This window comes from Streptomyces sp. MMCC 100 (genome assembly GCF_041538145.2).
In the GTDB taxonomy this organism is placed as follows: Bacteria; Actinomycetota; Actinomycetes; order Streptomycetales; family Streptomycetaceae; genus Streptomyces.
Genome location: NZ_JBGORK020000001.1, coordinates 7,702,174 through 7,721,732, shown reverse-complemented (window position 1 = coordinate 7,721,732; position 19,559 = coordinate 7,702,174). Strand labels below are relative to the sequence as shown.

The window sequence follows — 19,559 nt, the reverse complement described above, 5'->3', positions numbered from 1 at the left end:
CAGGGGGTGTCCCTGCCGCGCCCGATCGCTCCGGTCCGGTTCGGTCAGGCGGGTGCTGACACCGGCGGCTGGTCCGGCCAGGTGAACGCGTACCCGGGGTCGCCCCCGCGGGCCAGGCGTACGTAGCGGAGCAGCTCGCGGACGATGCCCGCGGTGCCCATCGCCCAGCCGATCCGCGGTTCGAGGTCGCCCGGCGTGGACCGGAAGTCGAAGTTCGACCAGCGGGCGCCCTCGCCGTCCCGGATCGCGCGGGTGGCCAGGTCCGCGACCAGGACGTCGGCGAAGTCGTACGGGTCCCGCTGCTCGGCGATCCGGTCGCAGGCCAGGGCCAGGACGCCCGCGGTGCCGCAGCAGCGGCCGTTGTTGTCCCAGAAGCCGGGTCGCAGCCGCCGGGGCACGCCGGAGCGGGTGACCGTGTGCCAGCAGCGGTCGGCCAGGGTGGTCCAGGCGGGGTCGGACGTGACGTCGCGCAGGGTGCGGAAGAGCTGGGCGTCGCCGGCCGGGCCGTGGCACCAGCCGTAGCTGACGGGGTCGATCACGTCGGGGCGGAACTGCGGGGTGGAGTGCGGGGCCAGGAAGCCCTCGGGGCCCGCCGTGTCGCGGGCCACGACGTCGGCCGCGGCGGACAGCGCCAGGTCGAGCAGGTCGCCGCGGCCGGTGGCGGCGCCGACGCGGGCGAGGGCCAGGGCGATGCCGAGGGTGCCGTGCGAGACGTGGTGCAGGCGGGAGTCGGTGCCTGGGCGGTGCGGCCAGTGGACGCCGTTCGCCGTCTGCTCCGCCGTGCGCAGGTACGGCTCCACGGCCAGGACGGCCAAGTCCGGGTCGCCGGCCAGGAGGGCGCCGAGACCGATGCCCGCGTTGCCGCCCATCAGCTCGAAGAGTTCGCCCCAGCGGGTGCCGTCGAAGCGGGACCGGACGAGTCGCAGGGCGCGGTCCGCGGCCTCGCCCGAGGCGCTGTCGCCCAGCTCGGTGTGGGCGGCGCGCAGGGCCAGTGCCAGGCCGGTGCGGCCGAAGTAGAGCGAGTCGTCGTCCATGTCGTCGACCGAGCCGGCGAGGGAGCGGGCCGCGCGCAGGGCGGTGTCGGCGTACGCGTCGTCACCGAAGTGGCGCCACGCCTCCAGGAGTACGGGGACGTTGCCGGCCGTGCCGTTGTAGAGCATCGGTTCGACGGCGTCGTCCGACGGCGCGGCCGGCCAGGCGAGGCCGCCGTCGGGGGTTTCCCGCGCCGTCCCCGTCAGCCACCGCAGCCCGTCCACCGCGATGTCCTCGACCGCGTCGGCCGTCACGACCGTGGCTCCTGTCGGCGTCATGGGGTCAGTCATGGGGTCACCCTCGCATCCGGGCACGCCCCGGCCCAGGCCCAGGGGGCCTCGGAGGCAGTCAGTGGACGCAGTGGGGTCAGTTCGCCGCCGTCAGGTGCCTACGGCTCCCCCGGCGTCCGCGCAGGGTCTGCCACACCGCGCTCAGGGCGAGCGACTGGATCAGCGCCGAGAGCACGATGCCGCCGATGAAGAACCACGCCGGTGCGTCGCCGCCCCAGCCCGCCTCGCCGAGCCAGGCCACGAAACCGAAGGCCGGGAAGGTGAACAGGGCCGGCCAGACCCAGATGAGGGACGCGTCGGGGCCGGTCCCGAACAGGGGCTGCACCGCGGCGACCGCCATCGCGCCGCCGACCAGGGTCAGATAGGCCGCCGAGGCGCGGTTGGCGACGGTCAGGCGGATCAGGGTGCGTATCCGGGGGGTGATCGTGGTCTTCGTCATCGGATATCGGGCTCCCCGTGGTCGTCGTCTTCGTCCGGCTTCCAGTTTCCAGGGTCGGACGGGAGCGGGCCCGGGGCCTGAGTACCCGTACTCAAGTCGTACGACGCGACACCCATGGACGGCCGTCAGGGGCAGTCGCACGGCAGTCGCACGGCAGTCGTATGGCAGTCGTACGGCGGCCGGGGTGCCGGCCGCCGCCGTACCGCTACCGCGTCAGCCGCACTGGCAGGGGCTGCCCGACTGGCAGCCGCAGCCGCAGCCCGAGCCGCAGCCGCAGGCGGCGATCAGCGGGAGGCTGCGGATCTCGACGGACTGCTCGGTGGGGCGTTCCTGTGCGGGGTCGGGCTTCGTGCTGGGGGAATCGGCCATGGTTCCTCCTGGAAGCGGGTGCCTGGGGCCCGGGGTCGCTGGATCTCTGGGTACCTGGGTCTTTGGGTCTCCGCATCCATTGCACGCCCCGGACGGCCGTCGCATCAACGGCGCACTGGGGCGCGCGCTCGCCCCAGTGCGCCGTTGACGCGCCCGGAACCCAGTCCCTCAGGCGCCCTTGACCTGCGTCGCCGGCTGGATGTCCGCCTGGAGGTCGTCCGCGTGCTCGCCGGTGACCAGGTAGACCACCCGCTTGGCGACCGCGACCGCGTGGTCGGCGTAGCGCTCGTAGTAGCGGCCCAGCAGCGTGACGTCGACCGCCGTCTCGATGCCGTGCTTCCAGCGGTCGTCCATCAGGTGCTGGAACAGGGTGCGGTGCAGGAGGTCCATCGCGTCGTCGTCCTGCTCCAGCTGGAGCGCCAGGTCGACGTCCTTGGTGATGATCACCTCGGCCGCCTTCGCCATCAGGCGCTGCGCGAGCTGGCCCATCTCCAGGATGGTCGCGTGCAGGTCGTGCGGCACCGCACGCTCCGGGTAGCGCAGCCGGGCCAGCTTGGCCACGTGCTGGGCCAGGTCGCCCGAACGCTCCAGGTCGGCCGACATCCGCAGCGAGGTGACGACGATGCGCAGGTCCGTCGCCACCGGCTGCTGCCGGGCCAGCAGGGTTATCGCCCGGGCCTCCAGCTCGTGCTGGAGGTCGTCGACCTTCTGGTCGGCCTCGATGACGGCCTCCGCCAGCTTCAGGTCGGAGTCGAGGATCGCGGTCGTGGCGCGTCCGATGGCCGACCCGACCAGCCGGGCCATCTCCACCAGACCGTCACCGATCGAATCAAGTTCCTCGTGGTACGCGTCCCGCATCAGGATTCCCTCTCGTACGTCCGTTTAAGGGGCTCGAAGACGGCCTCGCGCCCCTCGCCGTGCCCCCACGCTTACACGTTCCGGCCTGTACGCGTCCGTTTCCGGCACCCCAAATGAACCGACCCTGGCTCCAAGGTGAACTCTGGGCGACGAGTGTTCGAGGTCGCACCCCGATGGCTGGGGCGGGACGGTTCGCCGTGCCTAACCTTGAGACATGGACGTGAACGCGGCGGTCGCCGCAGTGGCAGCGATCGCCGGAGTACTCACCGGCGTCATCGCCGTGCTGGCGTTCCGCTGGAGCGAGCGTGAGCAGAAGCGCCCCACACGCACCTCGCTCCACACGGACCCCGTGCTGCCGCCCGGCGTCGACACCGTCCTTTCCGTACTGCGCTCCTCCGCGGTCGTCCTGGACGAGGCCGACGCGGTGGTCAAGGCCAGCTCGGCGGCGTACGCCCTCGGCCTGGTCCGGGGCGGCAAGCTCGCCGTCGAGCCCATGCTGCAGATGGCCAGGGACACCCGGCGGGACGGAGAGATACGGCAGGTCGAGCTGGACCTGCCGCGACGCGGCAACGGGCGGGGGGAGGCCCTCGCCGTCTCCGCACGCGTCGCGCCCCTCGGTTCCCGGCTGGTGCTGCTGCTGGTCGAGGACCTCACCGAGGCCCGCCGCATCGAGGCCGTACGGCGCGACTTCGTCGCCAACGTGAGCCACGAGCTGAAGACACCGGTGGGGGCGCTCTCGCTGCTCTCCGAGGCCGTGATGGACGCCGCGGACGACCCGGAGGCCGTGGAGCGGTTCGCCGGGCGGATGCAGATCGAGGCGACCCGGCTCACCAACCTCGTGCAGGAGCTCATCGACCTGTCCCGGGTCCAGAACGACGACCCCCTCGACGACGCCGAGCCCGTCCGGGTGGACGAGCTGGTCGCCGAGGCCATCGACCGCTGCCGGCACGCGGCCGGCACCAAGCAGATCACCATGGCCGCCGGAGGAACGGCGGATCTGCACGTACGCGGCAACCGCGGCCAGCTCGCCGCCGCCCTCGGCAACCTCGTCGAGAACGCCGTCAACTACTCGCCGGCCCGCACCCGCGTCGGCATAGCCGCCCGCCGCGTCGCCGCCACCGGCGGCGACCTGATCGAGATCGCCGTGACCGACCAGGGCATCGGCATCTCGGAGAAGGACAAGGAGCGCGTCTTCGAGCGCTTCTACCGCGTCGACCCGGCCCGCTCCCGGGCCACCGGAGGCACCGGTCTGGGTCTCGCGATCGTCAAGCACGTGGTCGCCTCGCACGGCGGGGAGGTCACGGTGTGGAGCGCCGAAGGCCAGGGCTCCACCTTCACCCTGCGACTGCCGGAGGCGGGCCTCGCCCGCGACCGCGCGCAGCAGCGGTCCGACCGCAACGGGCTCAGCGACGAGACCGAGCGGGCGTCTTCATCCCCCCATACATCCACGTACGAATCGTTTCCCGCCCCGGAGGTCCTTCCGTGACCCGTGTGCTCGTCGTCGAGGACGAGGAGTCCTTCTCCGACGCCCTGTCGTACATGCTCCGCAAGGAGGGCTTCGAGGTCGCCATCGCGGCCACCGGCCCCGACGGACTCGACGAGTTCGAGCGCAACGGCGCCGACCTCGTGCTCCTCGACCTGATGCTGCCCGGCCTGCCGGGCACCGAGGTCTGCCGCCAGCTGCGCGGCCGCTCGAACGTTCCCGTGATCATGGTGACCGCCAAGGACAGCGAGATCGACAAGGTCGTCGGGCTGGAGATAGGGGCCGACGACTACGTCACCAAGCCCTTCTCCTCCCGCGAGCTGGTCGCCCGCATCCGTGCCGTACTGCGGCGGCGCGGCGAGCCGGAGGAGGTCGCCCCGGCCGCCCTGGAGGCCGGTCCCGTCCGGATGGACGTGGACCGGCACGTGGTGACCGTCGGCGGCACCAAGGTCGACCTGCCGCTGAAGGAGTTCGACCTGCTGGAGATGCTGCTGCGCAACGCCGGCCGCGTGCTGACCCGCATGCAGCTGATCGACCGGGTGTGGGGCGCCGACTACGTCGGTGACACCAAGACCCTCGACGTCCACGTCAAGCGGCTGCGCGCCAAGATCGAGCCCGACCCGGGCGCGCCGCGGTACCTGGTGACGGTGCGCGGGCTGGGCTACAAGTTTGAACCCTAAGTCGTCAATCCGCTACACTGCGTGTTCCTCGCCGTCGGGCAGGCGGAGAGGCTAAACGCTTGTGGAGCGCCGGTAAGACTCGGAGAAATCCGGGCGCGGCGCGATGAAGCAGGAAGCTCTCTCGGGGGCGAGCCAAAAGTTCGAGCCGTAGGCTCGGAATCGCCAAGGGCGGGAACCGATAACCAAGGTTCCCGCCCTAGCTGTGTTCGGCCCGGTCAGTGACTGGAGGCCGTCGCGCCGTCCGACGGGGTGCCGGAGGACTCGCCGTCGGACGGCTCGCCCGAGGTCTGTGCGGAGGCTTCCCCGGAGGGCTGCGCCGACGCGCCCGGGGCCGACGGGACGTCGCTCGGGCCCCACTTGGAGAAGTAGCTCTCGGCGGGGACGACGAGCGCGCGCAGGCTCACCTCGCCGGTCTTGCTGAAGGCGAAGGTGATCTTCTGCGCGTTGCCGTCCTGGATCGCCTCGCGGCTGCTGGGCAGGACGGCGGCGGCGTTGTCCTTGCCGCCGAGGATCAGGGAACCGCCGGCCGGTACGGTCAGGTCGCCCTTCTCGCCCTTGGCGGGCTTCAGCTCGGCGGACTTGCCGGTGCCGGACACGCTGACGGACTCGAGGGTCTGGTCCGTCGTGCCGTTGTTGAACAGGGTGACGGCGACCACGGCCGGGCCGGTCGACTCCAGATCGGGCTGCGTGATGACGACCGCGTTCTGGACCTCGATGTCGCCGACGGTCGTCGCAGCGTGGTCCGGCTTGATCTCCAGCGTCTGGGCGTTGTGACCGGCACCGCACGCGGCGAGCGAGGCGATCGAGAACGCGATGGCGGCGGCGGCGAGGGCACCGCGTCGAAGGCTGCTGCTCACGGCGGCGGCAACTCCTTGGACTCGAGCGGGTGGCGGCAACGGATAAAGCCGCCCTAAGTGGCTGTCAGCGGCCTCAGGCTACCGAGCCGTTCTCGGGCCGCCGCACCCGACCCTCCCCGAAGACCCCCGGCTTCGCTCGGCAGGCGGTAGGGCGCGGGCGCGGTCCGGGCGCGGTTCGGGGCCGTTCCACGCGTCGTTTTGTGACCCGTACTCGTCCGACATTCAGCTATGAAGCCCTCCGCCATACCGGTCGCGGATCGGTACGCGAAATTTCCGTGAAGGAATGCGCGGGCGGCCGGGAAATTGATCACCCGTGGGCCGGGTGGGGCACCTCGTGATCAATTCCGGATTCGTCCGGAACCCCGCCACGGCCACCGAACGGAGTAGCGGAAGTCGCACGCGTGGAACCGGACATATCGGTATCTTCGGGCGTGTGGCGAGGGCTTCCGGAGTGTGTGACGTGCGTGTTTCGCCCGGCCTGAAGAGCCGCTCCGACCTGCGAATACTTTCTTCCGCTCGCCCGGTGCAGCACGTTCCTGTTGCTGTTGTCAAGCCCCGAGATATGCCCTGACCTGCGAAAACGCCATTCAGAAGACGCCGTTTCCGTGTTACCCTGGATAGCCACGGAAGGGGTACCTGTCACATGACGTTCAAGGTTGGCGACACCGTGGTCTATCCCCATCACGGGGCCGCGCTGATCGAGGCTATCGAAACTCGCCAGATCAAAGGCGTGGACAAGACCTACTTGGTGCTGAAGGTCGCCCAGGGCGACCTGACGGTACGTGTGCCAGCGGACAATGCGGAGTTCGTCGGCGTGCGTGATGTGGTCGGTCAGGACGGGCTGGACCGGGTCTTCGAGGTGCTGCGCGCGCCGTACGCCGAGGAGCCCACGAACTGGTCACGTCGTTACAAGGCAAATCTGGAGAAGCTCGCCTCCGGCGACGTCATCAAGGTCGCGGAAGTCGTGCGCGACCTGTGGCGCCGCGAGCGCGAGCGCGGACTCTCCGCAGGTGAGAAGCGCATGCTCGCCAAGGCCCGCCAGATCCTGGTGAGCGAGCTGGCTCTCGCGGAGAACACCAACGAGGACAAGGCGGAGGCCCTGCTCGACGAGGTGCTCGCCTCCTGATCCGACTGGATTGATCCGACTGGATCCGAGCTGATCCGACTGGATCCGAGGCGAGGCGCAGACCGTCAGCCACTCGGTTCAGCGCACTGAAATGCCGCGGTGCCCGATGACATCCTTGCTGTCGCCGGGCGCTGCGGCATGTTCGTACCCGGACACGGTTTCCGGCATCCGGACGTCCGGATGCCGATGATCCTCGTACGCTCGTCCCGGGAGGCTTCCCCGGATCCTGGCGTGCCGGGCCCGGGCTGCTGGCTCGACCAGGGTCACGGAAGGGTCCGGTCAAGGCATCGCGCCCGGCACGGTGAGGCCATACCCAAGTAGGTCGAGCACACAAACCTGACAGGAACCGATGTCTGACGAATCGCGTCCCTCGCCCACCGAAACCCCCACCGAAACCCCCGCCGAGGCGCCCGCAGCGCACCGTACGGGTGCCAGGACCGCCGCCGTGATCCCGGCCGCGGGCCGGGGCGTACGGCTCGGCCCGGGCGCCCCCAAGGCCCTGCGCGCGCTGGGCGGCACGCCCATGCTCATCCACGCGGTCCGGGCGATGGCCGCCTCCCGCGGGGTCTCCCTCGTCGTGGTCGTCGCACCGCCCGACGGCGCGGCCGAGGTCAAGAACCTCCTCGACGCGCACGCGCTGCCCGAGAGGACGGACTTCCTCGTGGTGCCGGGGGGCGAGACGCGGCAGGAGTCCGTACGGCTCGGCCTGGACGCGTTGCCGCCCGAGTACGACATCGTCCTGGTGCACGACGCGGCCCGGCCGCTGGTACCGGTGGACACGGTGGACGCCGTGATCGACGCCGTACGGGAGGGCGCGCCCGCCGTGGTGCCGGCGGTGCCGCTCGCCGACACCGTCAAGCAGGTCGAGCCCGCCGCGGCGCCGGGCGAGCCGGAGCCGGTGGTGGCGACGCCGGAGCGGGCGCGGCTGCGCGCGGTGCAGACCCCGCAGGGTTTCGACCGCGCCACGCTGGTGCGCGCCCACGGAACGGTGACCGACGACGTCACCGACGACGCGAGCATGGTCGAGCAGCTCGGGCTCGCGGTGGTGGTGGTGCCGGGGCACGAGGAGGCGTTCAAGGTGACGCGCCCGCTCGACCTGGTGCTCGCGGAGGCCGTGCTGGCGCGCAGGAGGCTGAACGATGGGTTCTGAGGGTTTCGGGGCGGCGGGGCTGCCCGTGTTGCCGCAGGTCGGGATCGGTACGGACATCCACGCCTTCGAGGAAGGGCGTGAGCTGTGGTGCGCCGGGCTGAAGTGGGAGGGCGAGGGGACCGGGCTCGCCGGGCACTCCGACGCGGACGTCGTCGCCCACGCGGCGTGCAACGCGCTGTTCTCCGCGGCGGGGCTCGGCGACCTGGGCCGGCACTTCGGCACCGGGCGGCCGGAGTGGTCCGGGGCGGCCGGGGTGACGCTCCTGACGGAGGCGGCGCGGATCGTGCGGGCGGCGGGGTTCCGGATCGGGAACGTCGCGGTGCAGGTGGTCGGGGCGCGGCCGAAGATCGGCAAGCGGCGGGACGAGGCGGAGGCCGTTCTGTCCGCGGCGGTGGGGGCGCCGGTGTCCGTGTCGGGGGCGACGACGGACGGGCTGGGGTTCCCCGGGCGGGGGGAAGGGCTGATGGCGGTGGCCACGGCGTTGGTCGCGCGGGTGTCTTAGGGCGGGGGTGGGGGCGCCCCGCGTGGCCCCGCCCCGCGCCCGAGGTCCAGGGGCCCCGCCCCTGGACCTCGGCGGGTGCCCCCCAACACCCGTCTCGCGGGGACAGGAGGTCACCCCCTCGGCGTTCCGGCTCGGGTGGGTGAGAGGGCGGTCGGCGTCGACGGGCCGGCTCGGGCGGACATGTGGCCGGTGCCTCGGCGCCTCCCGGGTTGCGACTCGGTCCCGCAACAACGCGGGACGTGTGCCCTGGGCACTGCCCGGCGCCTACTACCCTGGACACGTGACTATTCGCCTGTACGACACCAGCGCCCGGCAGATCCGTGACTTCGCCCCCCTCACGCCGGGCTGCGTCTCGATCTACCTGTGCGGTGCCACCGTGCAGGCCGCCCCGCACATCGGGCACGTCCGGTCGGGGCTGAACTTCGACATCATGCGCCGCTGGTTCGCGTACCGCGGCTACGACGTCACGTTCATCCGCAACGTCACCGACATCGACGACAAGATCATCAAGAAGGCGGCCGAGCAGAACCGCCCCTGGTGGTCCATCGGGTACGAGAACGAGCGGGCGTTCAACGACGCCTACTCCGCCCTCGGCTGCCTGCCGCCCACGTACGAGCCGCGCGCCACGGGCCACATCACCGAGATGGTCGAGATGATGCGCGGCCTCATCGAGCGCGGGCACGCCTACGAGGCCGAGGGCAACGTCTACTTCGACGTACGGTCCCTGCCGGGCTACCTGTCGCTGTCCAACCAGGACCTCGACGAGCTGCGCCAGCCCGCCGGGGAGGGCGAGACCGGCAAGCGGGACCCGCGCGACTTCGCCATGTGGAAGGCGGCCAAGCCCGGGGAGCCGAGCTGGGAGACGCCGTGGGGGCGGGGGCGGCCCGGCTGGCACCTGGAGTGCTCCGCCATGGCGCACAAGTACCTGGGCGAGGAATTCGACATCCACGGGGGCGGGATCGACCTGATCTTCCCGCACCACGAGAACGAGATCGCCCAGGCCAAGGGCTTCGGCGACGCCTTCGCCCGCTACTGGGTGCACAACGCCTGGGTCACCATGAGCGGCGAGAAGATGTCCAAGTCGCTCGGCAACAGCGTCCTCGTGAGCGAGATGGTCAAGCACTGGCGGCCGGTCGTGCTGCGGTACTACCTCGGTACCCCGCACTACCGCTCCACCATCGAGTACAGCGAGGAGTCCCTGCGCGAGGCCGAGTCGGCGTACGCGCGCATCGAGGGCTTCGTGCAGCGCGTCAGCGAGCTGGCCGGCCACGCCGTCGAGCCCGCCGCCGAGGTGCCGCCCGCTTTCGCCGAGGCGATGGACGACGACCTCGGCGTCCCGCAGGCGCTCGCGATCGTGCACACCACCGTCCGGCAGGGCAACAGCGCGCTGGCCGCCGACGACAAGGAGGCCGCCGTGGCGCGCCTCGCCGAGGTGCGGGCCATGCTCGGCGTGCTCGGCCTGGACCCGCTGGACGCGCAGTGGGCCGGGGAGCAGGAGCAGGGCGAGGACCTGCGGCACGTCGTCGACAGCCTCGTACGGCTCGTGCTCGATCAGCGCGAGGCCGCCCGGGCGCGGAAGGACTGGGCCACCGCCGACGCCATCCGCGACCGGCTCGGGCAGTCCGGACTGGTCATCGAGGACAGCCCGCAGGGGCCCCGCTGGAGCCTCGGCTCCCGCTGACCCGAGTCCGCACTCGTAGATCGATTGTGCCGCCCGGCCCTCCGGGCGGCACACTGCATAAGACGCAAGCAGCACGCACACTCCCGTAGAGAGCGGAGACAGGTAACTCATGGCCGCGAACAACCGCCGCATGTCCGGCAAGAAGGGCGCGCAGGTCGGCAGCGGCGGCAAGCGACGCCGGGGCCTGGAAGGCAAGGGGCCGACGCCCCCCGCCGAGATGCGCAAGGGGCACGCCAAGCAGCGCGCCGCCAACGCCAAGGCGCGCCGCACCACCACGGGACGCCCGCAGCAGCGACGCGGCGGCGGCCGCTCGACGTCCGAGCTGGTCGTCGGCCGCAACCCGGTCTACGAGGCGCTGCGCGAGGGCGTGCCCGCCTCCACGCTCTACGTCCAGCAGTTCATCGACAACGACGAGCGGGTGCGCGAGGCCCTCCAGCTCGCCGCCGAGCGCGGCGGGATCAACCTGATGGAGGCGCCGCGTCCCGAGCTGGACCGGATGACCAACGGGCTGAACCACCAGGGGCTCGTGCTCCAGGTGCCGCCGTACGAGTACGCGCACCCCGAGGACCTGGTCGCCGCCGCCCACGACGAGGGCGCGGACCCGCTGATCGTCGCCCTCGACGGCGTGACCGACCCGCGCAACCTCGGCGCCGTCGTCCGCTCCGTCTCCGCCTTCGGCGGCCACGGCGTCGTCGTGCCCGAGCGGCGCGCGGCCGGTATGACGGCGGGCGCCTGGAAGACGTCCGCCGGTACGGCCGCCCGTACGCCGGTGGCCCGCGCCACCAACCTCACCCGGGCGCTGGAGTCGTACCAGAAGGCCGGCATCACGGTCGTCGGCCTCGCCGCCGACGGCGAGGCCGAACTCGGCGACCTGGAGGCCCTGGACGGGCCCGTGGTCATCGTCGTCGGCAGCGAGGGCAAGGGCCTGTCCCGACTCGTCGGCGAGACGTGCGACTTCCGGGTCCGGATCCCGATGCCGGGTGGCGCCGAGTCCCTCAACGCCGGTGTGGCGGCCGGGATCGTGCTGTACGAGGCGGCGCGGCGACGGCGCTGACAACGGGCTGCACGGATGTTCGCGCAACGGGCTGAACGGATGTTCGCGGCGTAACCCAAACGGGGTGTTCGAGGCTGTCCGGACATGCTTGACGCGGTCCGGACAGATCGGGGCGGTCAAGGCAGTGTCCTAACGACACATCACTCGGTTAGATGAGTGTGGACACCAGAACACCCCGCACACCCACGGGGGACCGCTCGTCGGGATACGACGACGCTCCCGCGCTGAGCATGGTGAAGGTGCCGAGCGATCCGGCCCAGGTCATCGTCAACCACGCGAGCTTCCGCGTGCAGTTCGGTGCCTCCGCGCGGCGGACCCAGTCCCCGCGGATCGCGCGGCACCTGAGCGCCACCCAGAACACCGCCCGCATGCCCGCCGCCCCGGCCGCGGGCCGCCGCCGTGCCGTCGTGTGGAGCGGGCGGTCCGATCCGGACGACACCGGCGCGCACCGGCTGCTCCAGGCGGTGCGGGCGGGAGCCGGTCACCACACCGACGAACCGGCCGCCGACGCCGGAGCCACTCAGGTCATCCCGCGGGTCGACCTCGACGGCGGCCCCCTGGACTACGACGACGGCCCCGCCACCCAGACGCTCGAGACCCCCCTCGTCGGCGCCCAGCGCGGCCCCGTCCCCGACGGCACCCGGCTGCTGCCCGCCATGCGCACCGTCGGCAGCGCCTACGACGAGCCCGCCTACGACGAATCCGCTTACGGCACGCAGGACTTCGGGACCGGAACCGACGGCTACCGCGACGACGGCTACCGCGACGACGGATACGGCCCCGACGGCTACGACGGCACGGAGCGGGGCGAGCCCCGCAGCAGACGCCGCGGCGACGACCCGGCACGGCACGCCTACTTCCCCGGCCGCCGCATGAACCTCGGCGTCGTCCTGCTGCCCCTGCGCGTCTTCCTCGGCTTCATCTCCATCTACGCCGGCATGGGCAAGCTCTGCGACCCCGTCTACTTCGACGGCGGCGAACGCGGGTCCATGGTCAAGTGGCTCAACACCCTGCACCCCTGGGACGTCGCCGAGCCGCTGCGCCAGTTCGCCCTCGCCCACCCCGTGGGCGCCGGGCTGGTGATCGCCTTCCTCCAGGTGCTGGTGGGCGTCCTGACCGTCCTCGGCTGCTGGCAGCGCGTGGCCGCCGTCATCGGCGCCGGCCTGTCCGCCGCGCTCCTCGTCACCGTCAGCTGGAAGAGCGTCCCGGTCTACGACGCGCCCGACATCATCTACCTCGCCGCCTGGTCCCCGCTGATCATCGCCGGGGCGCCCGTCTACTCCGTGGACGGCAGGCTCGCGAGCAGCGCCTGGCGTCGGCTCGGCCCCCGTTCCGACATCTGGGACCTGCGCCGCTACGTCCTGCGCCGCGGCGCCGTCATCACCTTCCTCGTCGCCGGTGTCACCCTCCTCGTCGGCTCCGTCCTCGGCGGTGCCGTCCGGGACGCCGACCGCGTGGTCGTCCCCGGGCCCGGCGAGGCCCCGCGCAACGAACTGCCCGGCTCGCCGCTCCCGCAGGAGCCCGGCACCCGCAAGCCGAAGACCTCGTCCCCGGCGGCCTCCGCCTCCCCCACCCAGGGCGCCACCGGCGGCGCGTCCACCCCCTCGAAGGACTCCGCGACCACCCCGGGAGCGACCCGCGACAGCGGCACCGCCACCGGCGGCGGCGCACCGAGCCAGACCCAGGGCACCACGGGCCAGGCCCCGCCGCGGCAGTCCTCCCCGGCCGGCCAGGCACCGAGCACCACGGCCGGACCGACCGCGGGCGGCACCTCGACCGGCGGCACCGGCGGCTCCACCGGTGGCACCGGGAGCGGTGACGGCGGCGGCTCGTCGTCCACCGGAGAGCCCGGCGGACGTCTGGTCGGCGGTCTCCTGGGCTGACTCCCGCACCAGGGCCGGGAAGTTGTGGGCGCTCACCGATCGGTGCGTCCGAGGCGGCGGCGAGCTTCGCCGAGCTGGAGGTGTCCCACCCGGGCCGTTTCGTGCTCGGCCTCGGCGTGAGCCANGGCCGTGCAGGGCCTCGGCGCTCACCGATCGGTGAGCGCCCACAACTTCCCGGCCCTGCCGCTTAGGCTTCCGTAGGGCGTTACGAGCCGCGTACGGGCGGGACAGGAGTGAAGAGGCATCGTGACAAGGGGTGGGGCGGCTGTGCGGCCGGGAACCGAGGACACTGACGAAACGGCGGCCGACGGCAGCCCCGACCTCACTCGCCCGGCCGACGGCGCCGCGCCCGTCGCTCCCGGACAGCTGGTGACCGTACGCAACCGCCCGTGGGTGGTGACGGAGGTGACCGGCCCTCCAGGACAGGAAGCTGTCCCGCGTCACGGCGCGCGTGGTGCCGGACGGTGCCCTACGCGGTCCCGCCGTCGTGGCACACGGCCGGGTCGTCATCAGCGGCAGCGGCGGCGCCCGCCTCCACGAGGAGGTGATCGCGGCTGGCGGCCTCATCGAGGGCGGCAAGCTCGCCGTGGCCAAGAGAGATCCCAGACTGAAATTCTGGACCGCCTCTTGGAGCTGAATCACGCTCGTTACGAGGCAGAACTGGCCCAAGGGCTGCACATTCCCGAAGCAAAGAAGCGCAGGGCCGCCGCTCGTAAAGCCAAGGCGAAGGCGCGGGCCGCTGGGCGCAACCCCCGCCCCGCTCCGGAGGATGACGGCGCACTCTTCTCCGAGCTGGACATGCCGGCTCGTTCGCGCCGGAGGGCTGCGCGGAACACGCCCGCACCATGGCGCTCGGCGCCACCAACAGCTGGTTCGCCTCCCAGCTGCGGGTCTTCAGCATCCCCCGCGCCGAGGAGCCTCTCGCACAGGCGGTCCGGGAGCACTGGAACCTGCTGTCGCCCCTGGCCGCCGTCCCCGCCGACGCGGCCAAGATGCTGCTGCCCACCCAGGCCTGCTGGCCCGAGCTGGAGCAGTACGGCGCCGACTTGGTGTGGTCCGCGATCAGAGCGCGTCTACGCCCGTTCCGGCTCCGACCCGATGTCCGGAATCCTGCTGTACACCGCGGCACCGGACAGCGAGGGCACGCTGGGCGGTCTCGTCTCCCTGCGCCGCAGCGAGCGCCTGGGACCGGCGATCGACCAGGCGCTGGAGGAGGCCAGGCTCTGCAGCTCCGATCCGATGTGCGCCGAACACGACCCGCGCGTGCACTCCCGGCTGCACGGTGCCGCCTGCCACGCCTGCCTGTTCGCCGCGGAGACCTCGCCTCAGCGGCCGCCCAGCGCCGCCAGTTCCCTGGCCGCCTCCGTCAGGTCCTTCGCGGTGTCGATCGCGCGCCAGTAGGAGCCCTGCGGGATCGGGAAACCGGCGAGCCGGTGCTCACGGGCCAGCCGGGGGAAGGTGGTGCGCTCGTGGTCGCCGCGCTCCGGGAGCATGGCGGCGAACTCCGGGGAGAAGACGTAGACACCCGCGTTGATCTCGAACGTCGACGGCGGCGCCTCGATGAAGTCGGTGATGTGGCCGAAGCCGTCCGTCTGCACGGCGCCCCACGGCAGCCGCGGGCGGGCCAGGGCGAGGGTCGCGACGGCGTCCCGCTCGGCGTGGAAGTCCGCCATGTCGCGCAGCGAGAAACGGGTCCAGATGTCGCCGTTGGTGGCGTACCAGGACCGGTCGGGGTGGGGGAGGTGGGCGGCGGCGTACTTGAGGCCGCCGCCGCGGCCGAGGGGCTCGGTCTCCACGACGGTCGTGACGGAGAGCGGCAGGTCGGCGCTCGCCAGCCACTTCTGCAGCACCTCGGCCAGATGACCGCAGGAGACCACGACGTCGGTGACGCCCTCCTCGGCGAGCCAGGCGAGCTGATGGCCGATGATCGGAGTCCCGGTGCCCGGGATCTCGACCATCGGCTTGGGCCGGTCGTCGGTGTAGGGGCGCAGCCGGGAACCCTGTCCGCCGGCCAGGACGACGGCTTGAACGGGGCGGCGGGACGCGGCGTTCGGATCGGTCATGCCCGAACTGTACGCGGCGCCCCACGGGCCTCCGCAGGCGCTCGGCCGTGCGCGGCGCCCCGCCCGCCCCCGCAGGGCGCTCAGCCGTACGCGGCGCCCCGCCCGCCCCCGCAGGGCGCTCAGCCGTGCGCGGCCAGGACGCCCGACGCGAAGGCGGTGTCGCAGACGGGGCGGGCGTACGACTGGGCGCGCGTCGGGCCGTACGCCTTCACCGCGGCGCGGCCGAGGGCGCGGGCGATGGTGGCGCAGTGGTCGGCCAGCGACGGGCGCTCGTTCACCGCCTGCTGGAGGTGGGTGAGCGCGACGCCCGGGTCCTCCTCCTGCAGCTCGGTCAGCAGCCGGTCGCGCAGCACCTCGTGCGGGGCGCGGGCGGCGCGGGCGGAGGAGGCCTTGGACGAGGAGGCCTCCGACGCTGCGAGTACCGAGTCCGAGGGATCCCCGGACCAGTTGACGCGGGTGACCGCGAGAGTCCCGGAGAGCACCAGGACGACGGGCAGGACGAAGGCGAGAGAGCGGCCGATCCGGCGGGCGGGGCCCCGGCCGCGTCGCGTCTGTCGGGTGGTGGAGTGCTTCACGGAGTGCTTCACGCGAGTGAGGGTAGCGCCCAGTAATGATTTGGCGACATTTAGTCGCCCTATCGGGGGATGAAGAGCGGGCGTGAACGGGATAGAGGATTGACGAACACCGGTCGAAACGTCCGTTGTGCCGGGGTATTTGTCGACAACGAAAAGAGCCCCGCAGCAGGCCGCGGGGCTCTTTTCGTCAACGCGGGCGGAATCACCCGGTCGCGTGGTTTCTCAGCGGGAGGTTTCGCGGGGGAATTCCCCGCGCGAAGGCTCTCAGTCGGTGAGGCGCTCGCCCGTGGAGGACGAGAACACGTGCGTCTCGCCCGGACGCGGCACGACGTGGACGGTCGTGCCCTTCTCCGGCACCGCGCGGCTGCTGACGCGGACCACCAGGTCCTTGGCCTCGCCGCCGACCTCGACCGTGCCGTAGATGTAGCCGTCGGCGCCGGTCTCCTCCACGACGTTCACCGAGACCGCGAGACCGGCCGGGGCGTCCGCCGAGTCCTTCGACAGGGTCTTGGCCGCGCCGCCGTTCAGCTCCACCACGTCGAAGTGCTCCGGGCGGACACCCACGGTGACCGTGCGGTCGCCCTTGTCGGAGGCGGCCTTCAGGGCGTCGCGGTTGACCGGGACGACGCTGTTGCCGAACTTCACACCGCCGTCGGTGATCGGGACCTCGACCAGGTTCATGGCCGGGGAGCCGATGAAGCCGGCGACGAACAGGTTCGCGGGCTTGTCGTACATGTTGCGCGGGGTGTCGACCTGCTGGAGCAGACCGTCCTTGAGGACCGCCACGCGGTCGCCCATCGTCATGGCCTCGACCTGGTCGTGGGTGACGTAGACGGTGGTGATGCCCAGACGGCGCTGGAGCGAGGCGATCTGCGTACGCGTGGAGACACGGAGCTTGGCGTCCAGGTTGGACAGCGGCTCGTCCATGAGGAACACCTGCGGCTCACGCACGATCGCGCGGCCCATCGCCACACGCTGGCGCTGACCACCGGAGAGCGCCTTCGGCTTGCGGTCCAGGTACTCGGTGAGGTCGAGGATCTTCGCGGCCTCCTCGACCTTCTGCCGGATCTCCGCCTTGTTGACGCCGGCGATCTTGAGCGCGAAGCCCATGTTGTCGGCGACCGACATGTGCGGGTACAGCGCGTAGTTCTGGAACACCATGGCGATGTCCCGGTCCTTCGGCGGCAGGTGCGTCACGTCGCGGTCACCGATGCGGATGGCACCGCCGTTCACGTCCTCGAGCCCCGCGAGCATCCGGAGCGAGGTGGACTTGCCACAACCGGACGGGCCGACCAGGACGAGGAACTCGCCGTCCGCGATGTCGATGTCGAGACCGTCGACGGCGGGCTTGGTGGAACCCGGGTACACACGGGTCGCCTTGTCGAACGTAACTGTGGCCATGGTGAATGGGCCCCCTTCTACCGGCAGGAACGTGCCGGACGATCCGTTGTAGGAAGGTGGTGGTGTAGTCCACACGGGTGAAGCTGAGCAGGACGGTACCGGGCGTTCACCTGATCTGTCAGTAGCTCGGAGTCTGTGAATTTCGCCGAAATTTTCGAATCACATCGTTCACCGGCTCTGTGTACAGTGGACCAGCCTGCGCGCGCCCGCCGCGCGCGTGCCTCCTTAGCTCAGCTGGTCAGAGCGCCGCTCTTGTAAAGCGAAGGTCGTCGGTTCGAATCCGACAGGGGGCTCCACACCCGGCACGCCGACGCCCCCGCGATCTCGGATCGCGGGGGCGTTCGACGTGGTGCCCGGTTACTTGCCCTCCGGAAGCGGTTCCGCCTTGCAGACCGTGCCGGGGTTCGGGAGGTTGCCGTTGAGCAGATATGCGTTGACCGCGTTCTGCACGCAGGTGTTGCCGCTGTCGTAGGCGCCGTGGCCCTCGCCCTCGTAGGTCAGCTCGACGCCCACCTTCTTGCCGAGGCGTTCCGCCATGCGGGCGGCACCCTCGTACGGGGTGGCGGGGTCGCCGGTGTTGCCGACGAGGAGGACGGGGGGTGCGCCGGGGGCGCTGACCTCGGGGTGCGGGGCGGCTCCGGGGACCGGCCAGCCGTCGCAGGTGAGGGCGCTCCAGGCGAGGCCGGGGCCGAAGAGGGGGGAGGCTTCGAGGAAGTCGGGGAGGCGGGACGTGACGTCGGCGACGGTGTAGCGGTTGCTGGAGTCGTCGCAGGTGATGGCTCTGAAGGCGTCGTCCTCGTTGCTTTCCTCGCCGGGCGGGTCGTCGGTGGCGTCGTCGTCCGGGTCGCCGCCCCTGCCGTGCTGGCCGAGGGCTTCGGCGAGGTCGTGCAGGACGTCGCCGTCGTCGTCGACGGCCGCTTCCAGGCCGACGCGGAGGGCGGGCCAGTAGTCCTGGCGGTAGAGGGCGCCGCTGATGGCGTCGATGAGGCCGTCGCCGTCGAGTTCGGCGCCGTCGGGGGTGGGGAGCGGGGTGTCGTCGAGGGCTTCCTCGAGGTCGACGGTGAGGTCCACGATGTCCTCGGCGTCGTCGCCGAGTGTGCAGCCCTGCTGGGCGCACCAGGTGGCGAAGTGTTCGAAGGCGAGCTGGAAGCCGCCGGCCTGGGCGAGGGCTTCCTCCATCGTGTCGTGGGTGGGGTCGACGACGCCGTCGAGTACGGCGCGGCCGACGTGGTCCGGGAACAAGTGGGCGTAGACGCCGCCGAGTTCGGTGCCGTAGGAGATGCCGAAGTAGTGGAGTTTGTCGTCGCCGAGGACCTGACGCATCAGGTCCATGTCCTGGGCGGCCTGGGTGGTGCCGACGTAGGGGAGGACGTCGCCGGAGTTCTTCTTGCAGGCGGCTGCCGTTTCGCGGTTGAACTCGACGAGGGCGTTGGTTTCGTCGCCGCCGTCGTCGGGGGTGTTGTCGATCTCTTCCTCGTCGGGGAGGCCGGCGTCGAGGCAGCGGACGGCGCTGCTGTTGCCGACGCCGCGCGGGTCGAAGCTGACGAGGTCGTAGTGGGTGCGGAGCTTTTCGTAGTCGGGGGCGAGGCCGGGGAGGGTGGCGACGCCGGACCCGCCGGGGCCGCCGAAGTTGAAGAGGAGGGAGCCGATCCGGTCGTCCGGGGCGCCGCTGGTGCGGGCCCGGATCAGTGCGAGGTCGATGGACTCGCCGGAGGGGTTCTTCCAGTCCAACGGCGTGCGCAGGGTGGCGCATTGCCACCGGGTGCCGTCGGGGAGTGCTGCGGGGGCCTCGCCGCCGCCCTGGGCGGGGGAGGGGGCGGGGCAGGCCTTCCAGTTCAGGGACTGGTTGCGGAGGCTGGTCAGGGCCTGTGCGTCGGTGGTGGTGCCGTCGGTGCCGCGTTGCCGGTCGCGCTCCTGGTCCGTGGGCGCGCAGGCCGTCAGGGACGAGGCGAGCAGGGTGGCCGTGGACAGCAGGACGGCGGTGGATATCGCTCGTGCTGTGGGCATGGCCTCAGCCTCCGGCGGCCCGGCGGGAGGCGCATGGTGTGGCGTCCGTTCGGGTGGAGGGCGTACCTGTTCCCGGTGCTCGCGGAGCCCCGCCGGTTCCGGGTGGTGT

The 19,559-nt window shown here is 71.8% G+C and carries 19 protein-coding genes and 1 tRNA gene; 11 read left to right on the top strand and 9 right to left on the bottom strand.

Going from position 1 to position 19,559, the window contains the following annotated elements; all coding sequences use genetic code 11:
- Nucleotides 1-44: 44 nt before the first annotated feature.
- From ABS735_RS35790 to phoU, 4 genes are all read right to left on the bottom strand, one after another.
- The gene (locus ABS735_RS35790; protein WP_373904319.1) at nt 45-1,310 is read right to left on the bottom strand and encodes a lanthionine synthetase LanC family protein; all 1,266 of its coding nucleotides are present in this window, start codon (nt 1,308-1,310) and stop codon (nt 45-47) included.
- Between the two features lie 88 nt (nt 1,311-1,398).
- Nucleotides 1,399-1,761 carry an SCO4225 family membrane protein gene (locus ABS735_RS35785; protein WP_373904226.1) on the bottom strand — a complete coding sequence of 121 codons (363 nt, stop codon included), beginning with the start codon at nt 1,759-1,761 and terminating at the stop codon, nt 1,399-1,401.
- A 213-nt stretch (nt 1,762-1,974) separates the two neighbouring features.
- Nucleotides 1,975-2,130, bottom strand: a complete 156-nt coding sequence (locus tag ABS735_RS35780; protein WP_373904225.1) for a hypothetical protein — start codon at nt 2,128-2,130, stop codon at nt 1,975-1,977.
- Nucleotides 2,131-2,298: 168 nt separating this feature from the next.
- Nucleotides 2,299-2,988 (bottom strand): phosphate signaling complex protein PhoU, encoded by a 690-nt coding sequence (phoU, locus tag ABS735_RS35775; RefSeq protein WP_373904224.1) that lies wholly within the window; start codon nt 2,986-2,988, stop codon nt 2,299-2,301.
- Nucleotides 2,989-3,202: 214 nt separating this feature from the next.
- Between phoU and phoR the strand changes: the two genes are divergently transcribed.
- Entirely contained in the window at nt 3,203-4,474 is a 1,272-nt protein-coding gene (gene phoR, locus ABS735_RS35770) for a two-component system sensor histidine kinase PhoR (protein ID WP_373904223.1), read from the top strand.
- A gap of 5 nt (nt 4,475-4,479) precedes the next feature.
- On the top strand, nt 4,480-5,151 hold the full coding sequence (phoP, locus tag ABS735_RS35765) for a two-component system response regulator PhoP (protein ID WP_467354317.1): 672 nt from the start codon (nt 4,480-4,482) through the stop codon (nt 5,149-5,151).
- A 215-nt stretch (nt 5,152-5,366) separates the two neighbouring features.
- Here phoP and ABS735_RS35760 read toward each other — a convergent pair whose 3' ends face one another.
- Nucleotides 5,367-6,008, bottom strand: coding sequence for a copper chaperone PCu(A)C domain-containing protein (locus ABS735_RS35760; protein WP_373904222.1), 642 nt, complete (start codon nt 6,006-6,008; stop codon nt 5,367-5,369).
- A 643-nt stretch (nt 6,009-6,651) separates the two neighbouring features.
- Between ABS735_RS35760 and ABS735_RS35755 the strand changes: the two genes are divergently transcribed.
- From ABS735_RS35755 to ABS735_RS35720, 8 genes are all read left to right on the top strand, one after another.
- Complete coding sequence (locus ABS735_RS35755) at nt 6,652-7,134, top strand: CarD family transcriptional regulator (RefSeq protein WP_003953493.1); 483 nt, start codon at nt 6,652-6,654, stop codon at nt 7,132-7,134.
- 349 nt (nt 7,135-7,483) lie between these two features.
- Nucleotides 7,484-8,284 (top strand): 2-C-methyl-D-erythritol 4-phosphate cytidylyltransferase, encoded by an 801-nt coding sequence (ispD, locus tag ABS735_RS35750; protein WP_373904221.1) that lies wholly within the window; start codon nt 7,484-7,486, stop codon nt 8,282-8,284.
- Nucleotides 8,274-8,786, top strand: coding sequence for a 2-C-methyl-D-erythritol 2,4-cyclodiphosphate synthase (gene ispF, locus ABS735_RS35745; protein WP_373904220.1), 513 nt, complete (start codon nt 8,274-8,276; stop codon nt 8,784-8,786). Before ispD ends, ispF begins: the two co-directional genes overlap by 11 nt.
- Nucleotides 8,787-9,066: 280 nt before the next feature.
- A complete protein-coding gene (cysS, locus tag ABS735_RS35740; RefSeq protein ID WP_373904219.1) occupies nt 9,067-10,467 on the top strand; it encodes a cysteine--tRNA ligase in 1,401 nt (466 codons plus the stop codon).
- 109 nt (nt 10,468-10,576) lie between these two features.
- Nucleotides 10,577-11,521, top strand: coding sequence for a 23S rRNA (guanosine(2251)-2'-O)-methyltransferase RlmB (gene rlmB / locus ABS735_RS35735; protein ID WP_373904218.1), 945 nt, complete (start codon nt 10,577-10,579; stop codon nt 11,519-11,521).
- A 152-nt stretch (nt 11,522-11,673) separates the two neighbouring features.
- Nucleotides 11,674-13,404 (top strand): DoxX family protein, encoded by a 1,731-nt coding sequence (locus ABS735_RS35730; RefSeq protein ID WP_373904217.1) that lies wholly within the window; start codon nt 11,674-11,676, stop codon nt 13,402-13,404.
- A gap of 454 nt (nt 13,405-13,858) precedes the next feature.
- A complete protein-coding gene (locus ABS735_RS35725) occupies nt 13,859-14,041 on the top strand; it encodes a hypothetical protein (protein WP_373904216.1) in 183 nt (60 codons plus the stop codon).
- A 461-nt stretch (nt 14,042-14,502) separates the two neighbouring features.
- On the top strand, nt 14,503-14,805 hold the full coding sequence (locus ABS735_RS35720; RefSeq protein ID WP_373904215.1) for a hypothetical protein: 303 nt from the start codon (nt 14,503-14,505) through the stop codon (nt 14,803-14,805).
- Here ABS735_RS35720 and ABS735_RS35715 read toward each other — a convergent pair.
- The 3 genes from ABS735_RS35715 to msiK form a co-directional block, all read right to left on the bottom strand.
- A complete protein-coding gene (locus ABS735_RS35715; RefSeq protein WP_373904214.1) occupies nt 14,730-15,467 on the bottom strand; it encodes a nucleotidyltransferase family protein in 738 nt (245 codons plus the stop codon). The two genes, ABS735_RS35720 and ABS735_RS35715, sit on opposite strands and share 76 nt — an antisense overlap.
- Before the next feature lie 119 nt (nt 15,468-15,586).
- Nucleotides 15,587-16,042, bottom strand: coding sequence for a hypothetical protein (locus tag ABS735_RS35710; RefSeq protein WP_373904318.1), 456 nt, complete (start codon nt 16,040-16,042; stop codon nt 15,587-15,589).
- Nucleotides 16,043-16,306: 264 nt separating this feature from the next.
- A complete protein-coding gene (msiK, locus tag ABS735_RS35705) occupies nt 16,307-17,443 on the bottom strand; it encodes a diacetylchitobiose ABC transporter ATP-binding protein MsiK (RefSeq protein WP_373904213.1) in 1,137 nt (378 codons plus the stop codon).
- Nucleotides 17,444-17,662: 219 nt separating this feature from the next.
- Between msiK and ABS735_RS35700 the strand changes: the two genes are divergently transcribed.
- Nucleotides 17,663-17,739, top strand: a tRNA-Thr gene (locus ABS735_RS35700).
- Nucleotides 17,740-17,800: 61 nt separating this feature from the next.
- On the opposite strand, the gene ABS735_RS35695 is transcribed toward ABS735_RS35700, so the two are convergent.
- On the bottom strand, nt 17,801-19,450 hold the full coding sequence (locus tag ABS735_RS35695; protein WP_373904212.1) for an alpha/beta hydrolase: 1,650 nt from the start codon (nt 19,448-19,450) through the stop codon (nt 17,801-17,803).
- Nucleotides 19,451-19,559: the final 109 nt, after the last annotated feature.

What these genes read in the sequence shown, in the direction of transcription:
- ABS735_RS35755 (WP_003953493.1), top strand. Translation starts at nt 6,652, where the DNA reads ATGACGTTCAAGGTTGGCGACACCGTGGTCTATCCCCATCACGGGGCC.
- ABS735_RS35785 (WP_373904226.1), bottom strand. Translation starts at nt 1,761, where the DNA reads ATGACGAAGACCACGATCACCCCCCGGATACGCACCCTGATCCGCCTG.
- phoR (WP_373904223.1), top strand. Translation starts at nt 3,203, where the DNA reads ATGGACGTGAACGCGGCGGTCGCCGCAGTGGCAGCGATCGCCGGAGTA.
- ABS735_RS35790 (WP_373904319.1), bottom strand. Translation starts at nt 1,310, where the DNA reads ATGACGCCGACAGGAGCCACGGTCGTGACGGCCGACGCGGTCGAGGAC.
- ispF (WP_373904220.1), top strand. Translation starts at nt 8,274, where the DNA reads ATGGGTTCTGAGGGTTTCGGGGCGGCGGGGCTGCCCGTGTTGCCGCAG.
- ABS735_RS35730 (WP_373904217.1), top strand. Translation starts at nt 11,674, where the DNA reads ATGAGTGTGGACACCAGAACACCCCGCACACCCACGGGGGACCGCTCG.
- phoU (WP_373904224.1), bottom strand. Translation starts at nt 2,988, where the DNA reads ATGCGGGACGCGTACCACGAGGAACTTGATTCGATCGGTGACGGTCTG.
- ABS735_RS35780 (WP_373904225.1), bottom strand. Translation starts at nt 2,130, where the DNA reads ATGGCCGATTCCCCCAGCACGAAGCCCGACCCCGCACAGGAACGCCCC.
- ABS735_RS35715 (WP_373904214.1), bottom strand. Translation starts at nt 15,467, where the DNA reads ATGACCGATCCGAACGCCGCGTCCCGCCGCCCCGTTCAAGCCGTCGTC.
- rlmB (WP_373904218.1), top strand. Translation starts at nt 10,577, where the DNA reads ATGGCCGCGAACAACCGCCGCATGTCCGGCAAGAAGGGCGCGCAGGTC.
- ispD (WP_373904221.1), top strand. Translation starts at nt 7,484, where the DNA reads ATGTCTGACGAATCGCGTCCCTCGCCCACCGAAACCCCCACCGAAACC.
- msiK (WP_373904213.1), bottom strand. Translation starts at nt 17,443, where the DNA reads ATGGCCACAGTTACGTTCGACAAGGCGACCCGTGTGTACCCGGGTTCC.
- ABS735_RS35695 (WP_373904212.1), bottom strand. Translation starts at nt 19,450, where the DNA reads ATGCCCACAGCACGAGCGATATCCACCGCCGTCCTGCTGTCCACGGCC.
- ABS735_RS35720 (WP_373904215.1), top strand. Translation starts at nt 14,503, where the DNA reads ATGTCCGGAATCCTGCTGTACACCGCGGCACCGGACAGCGAGGGCACG.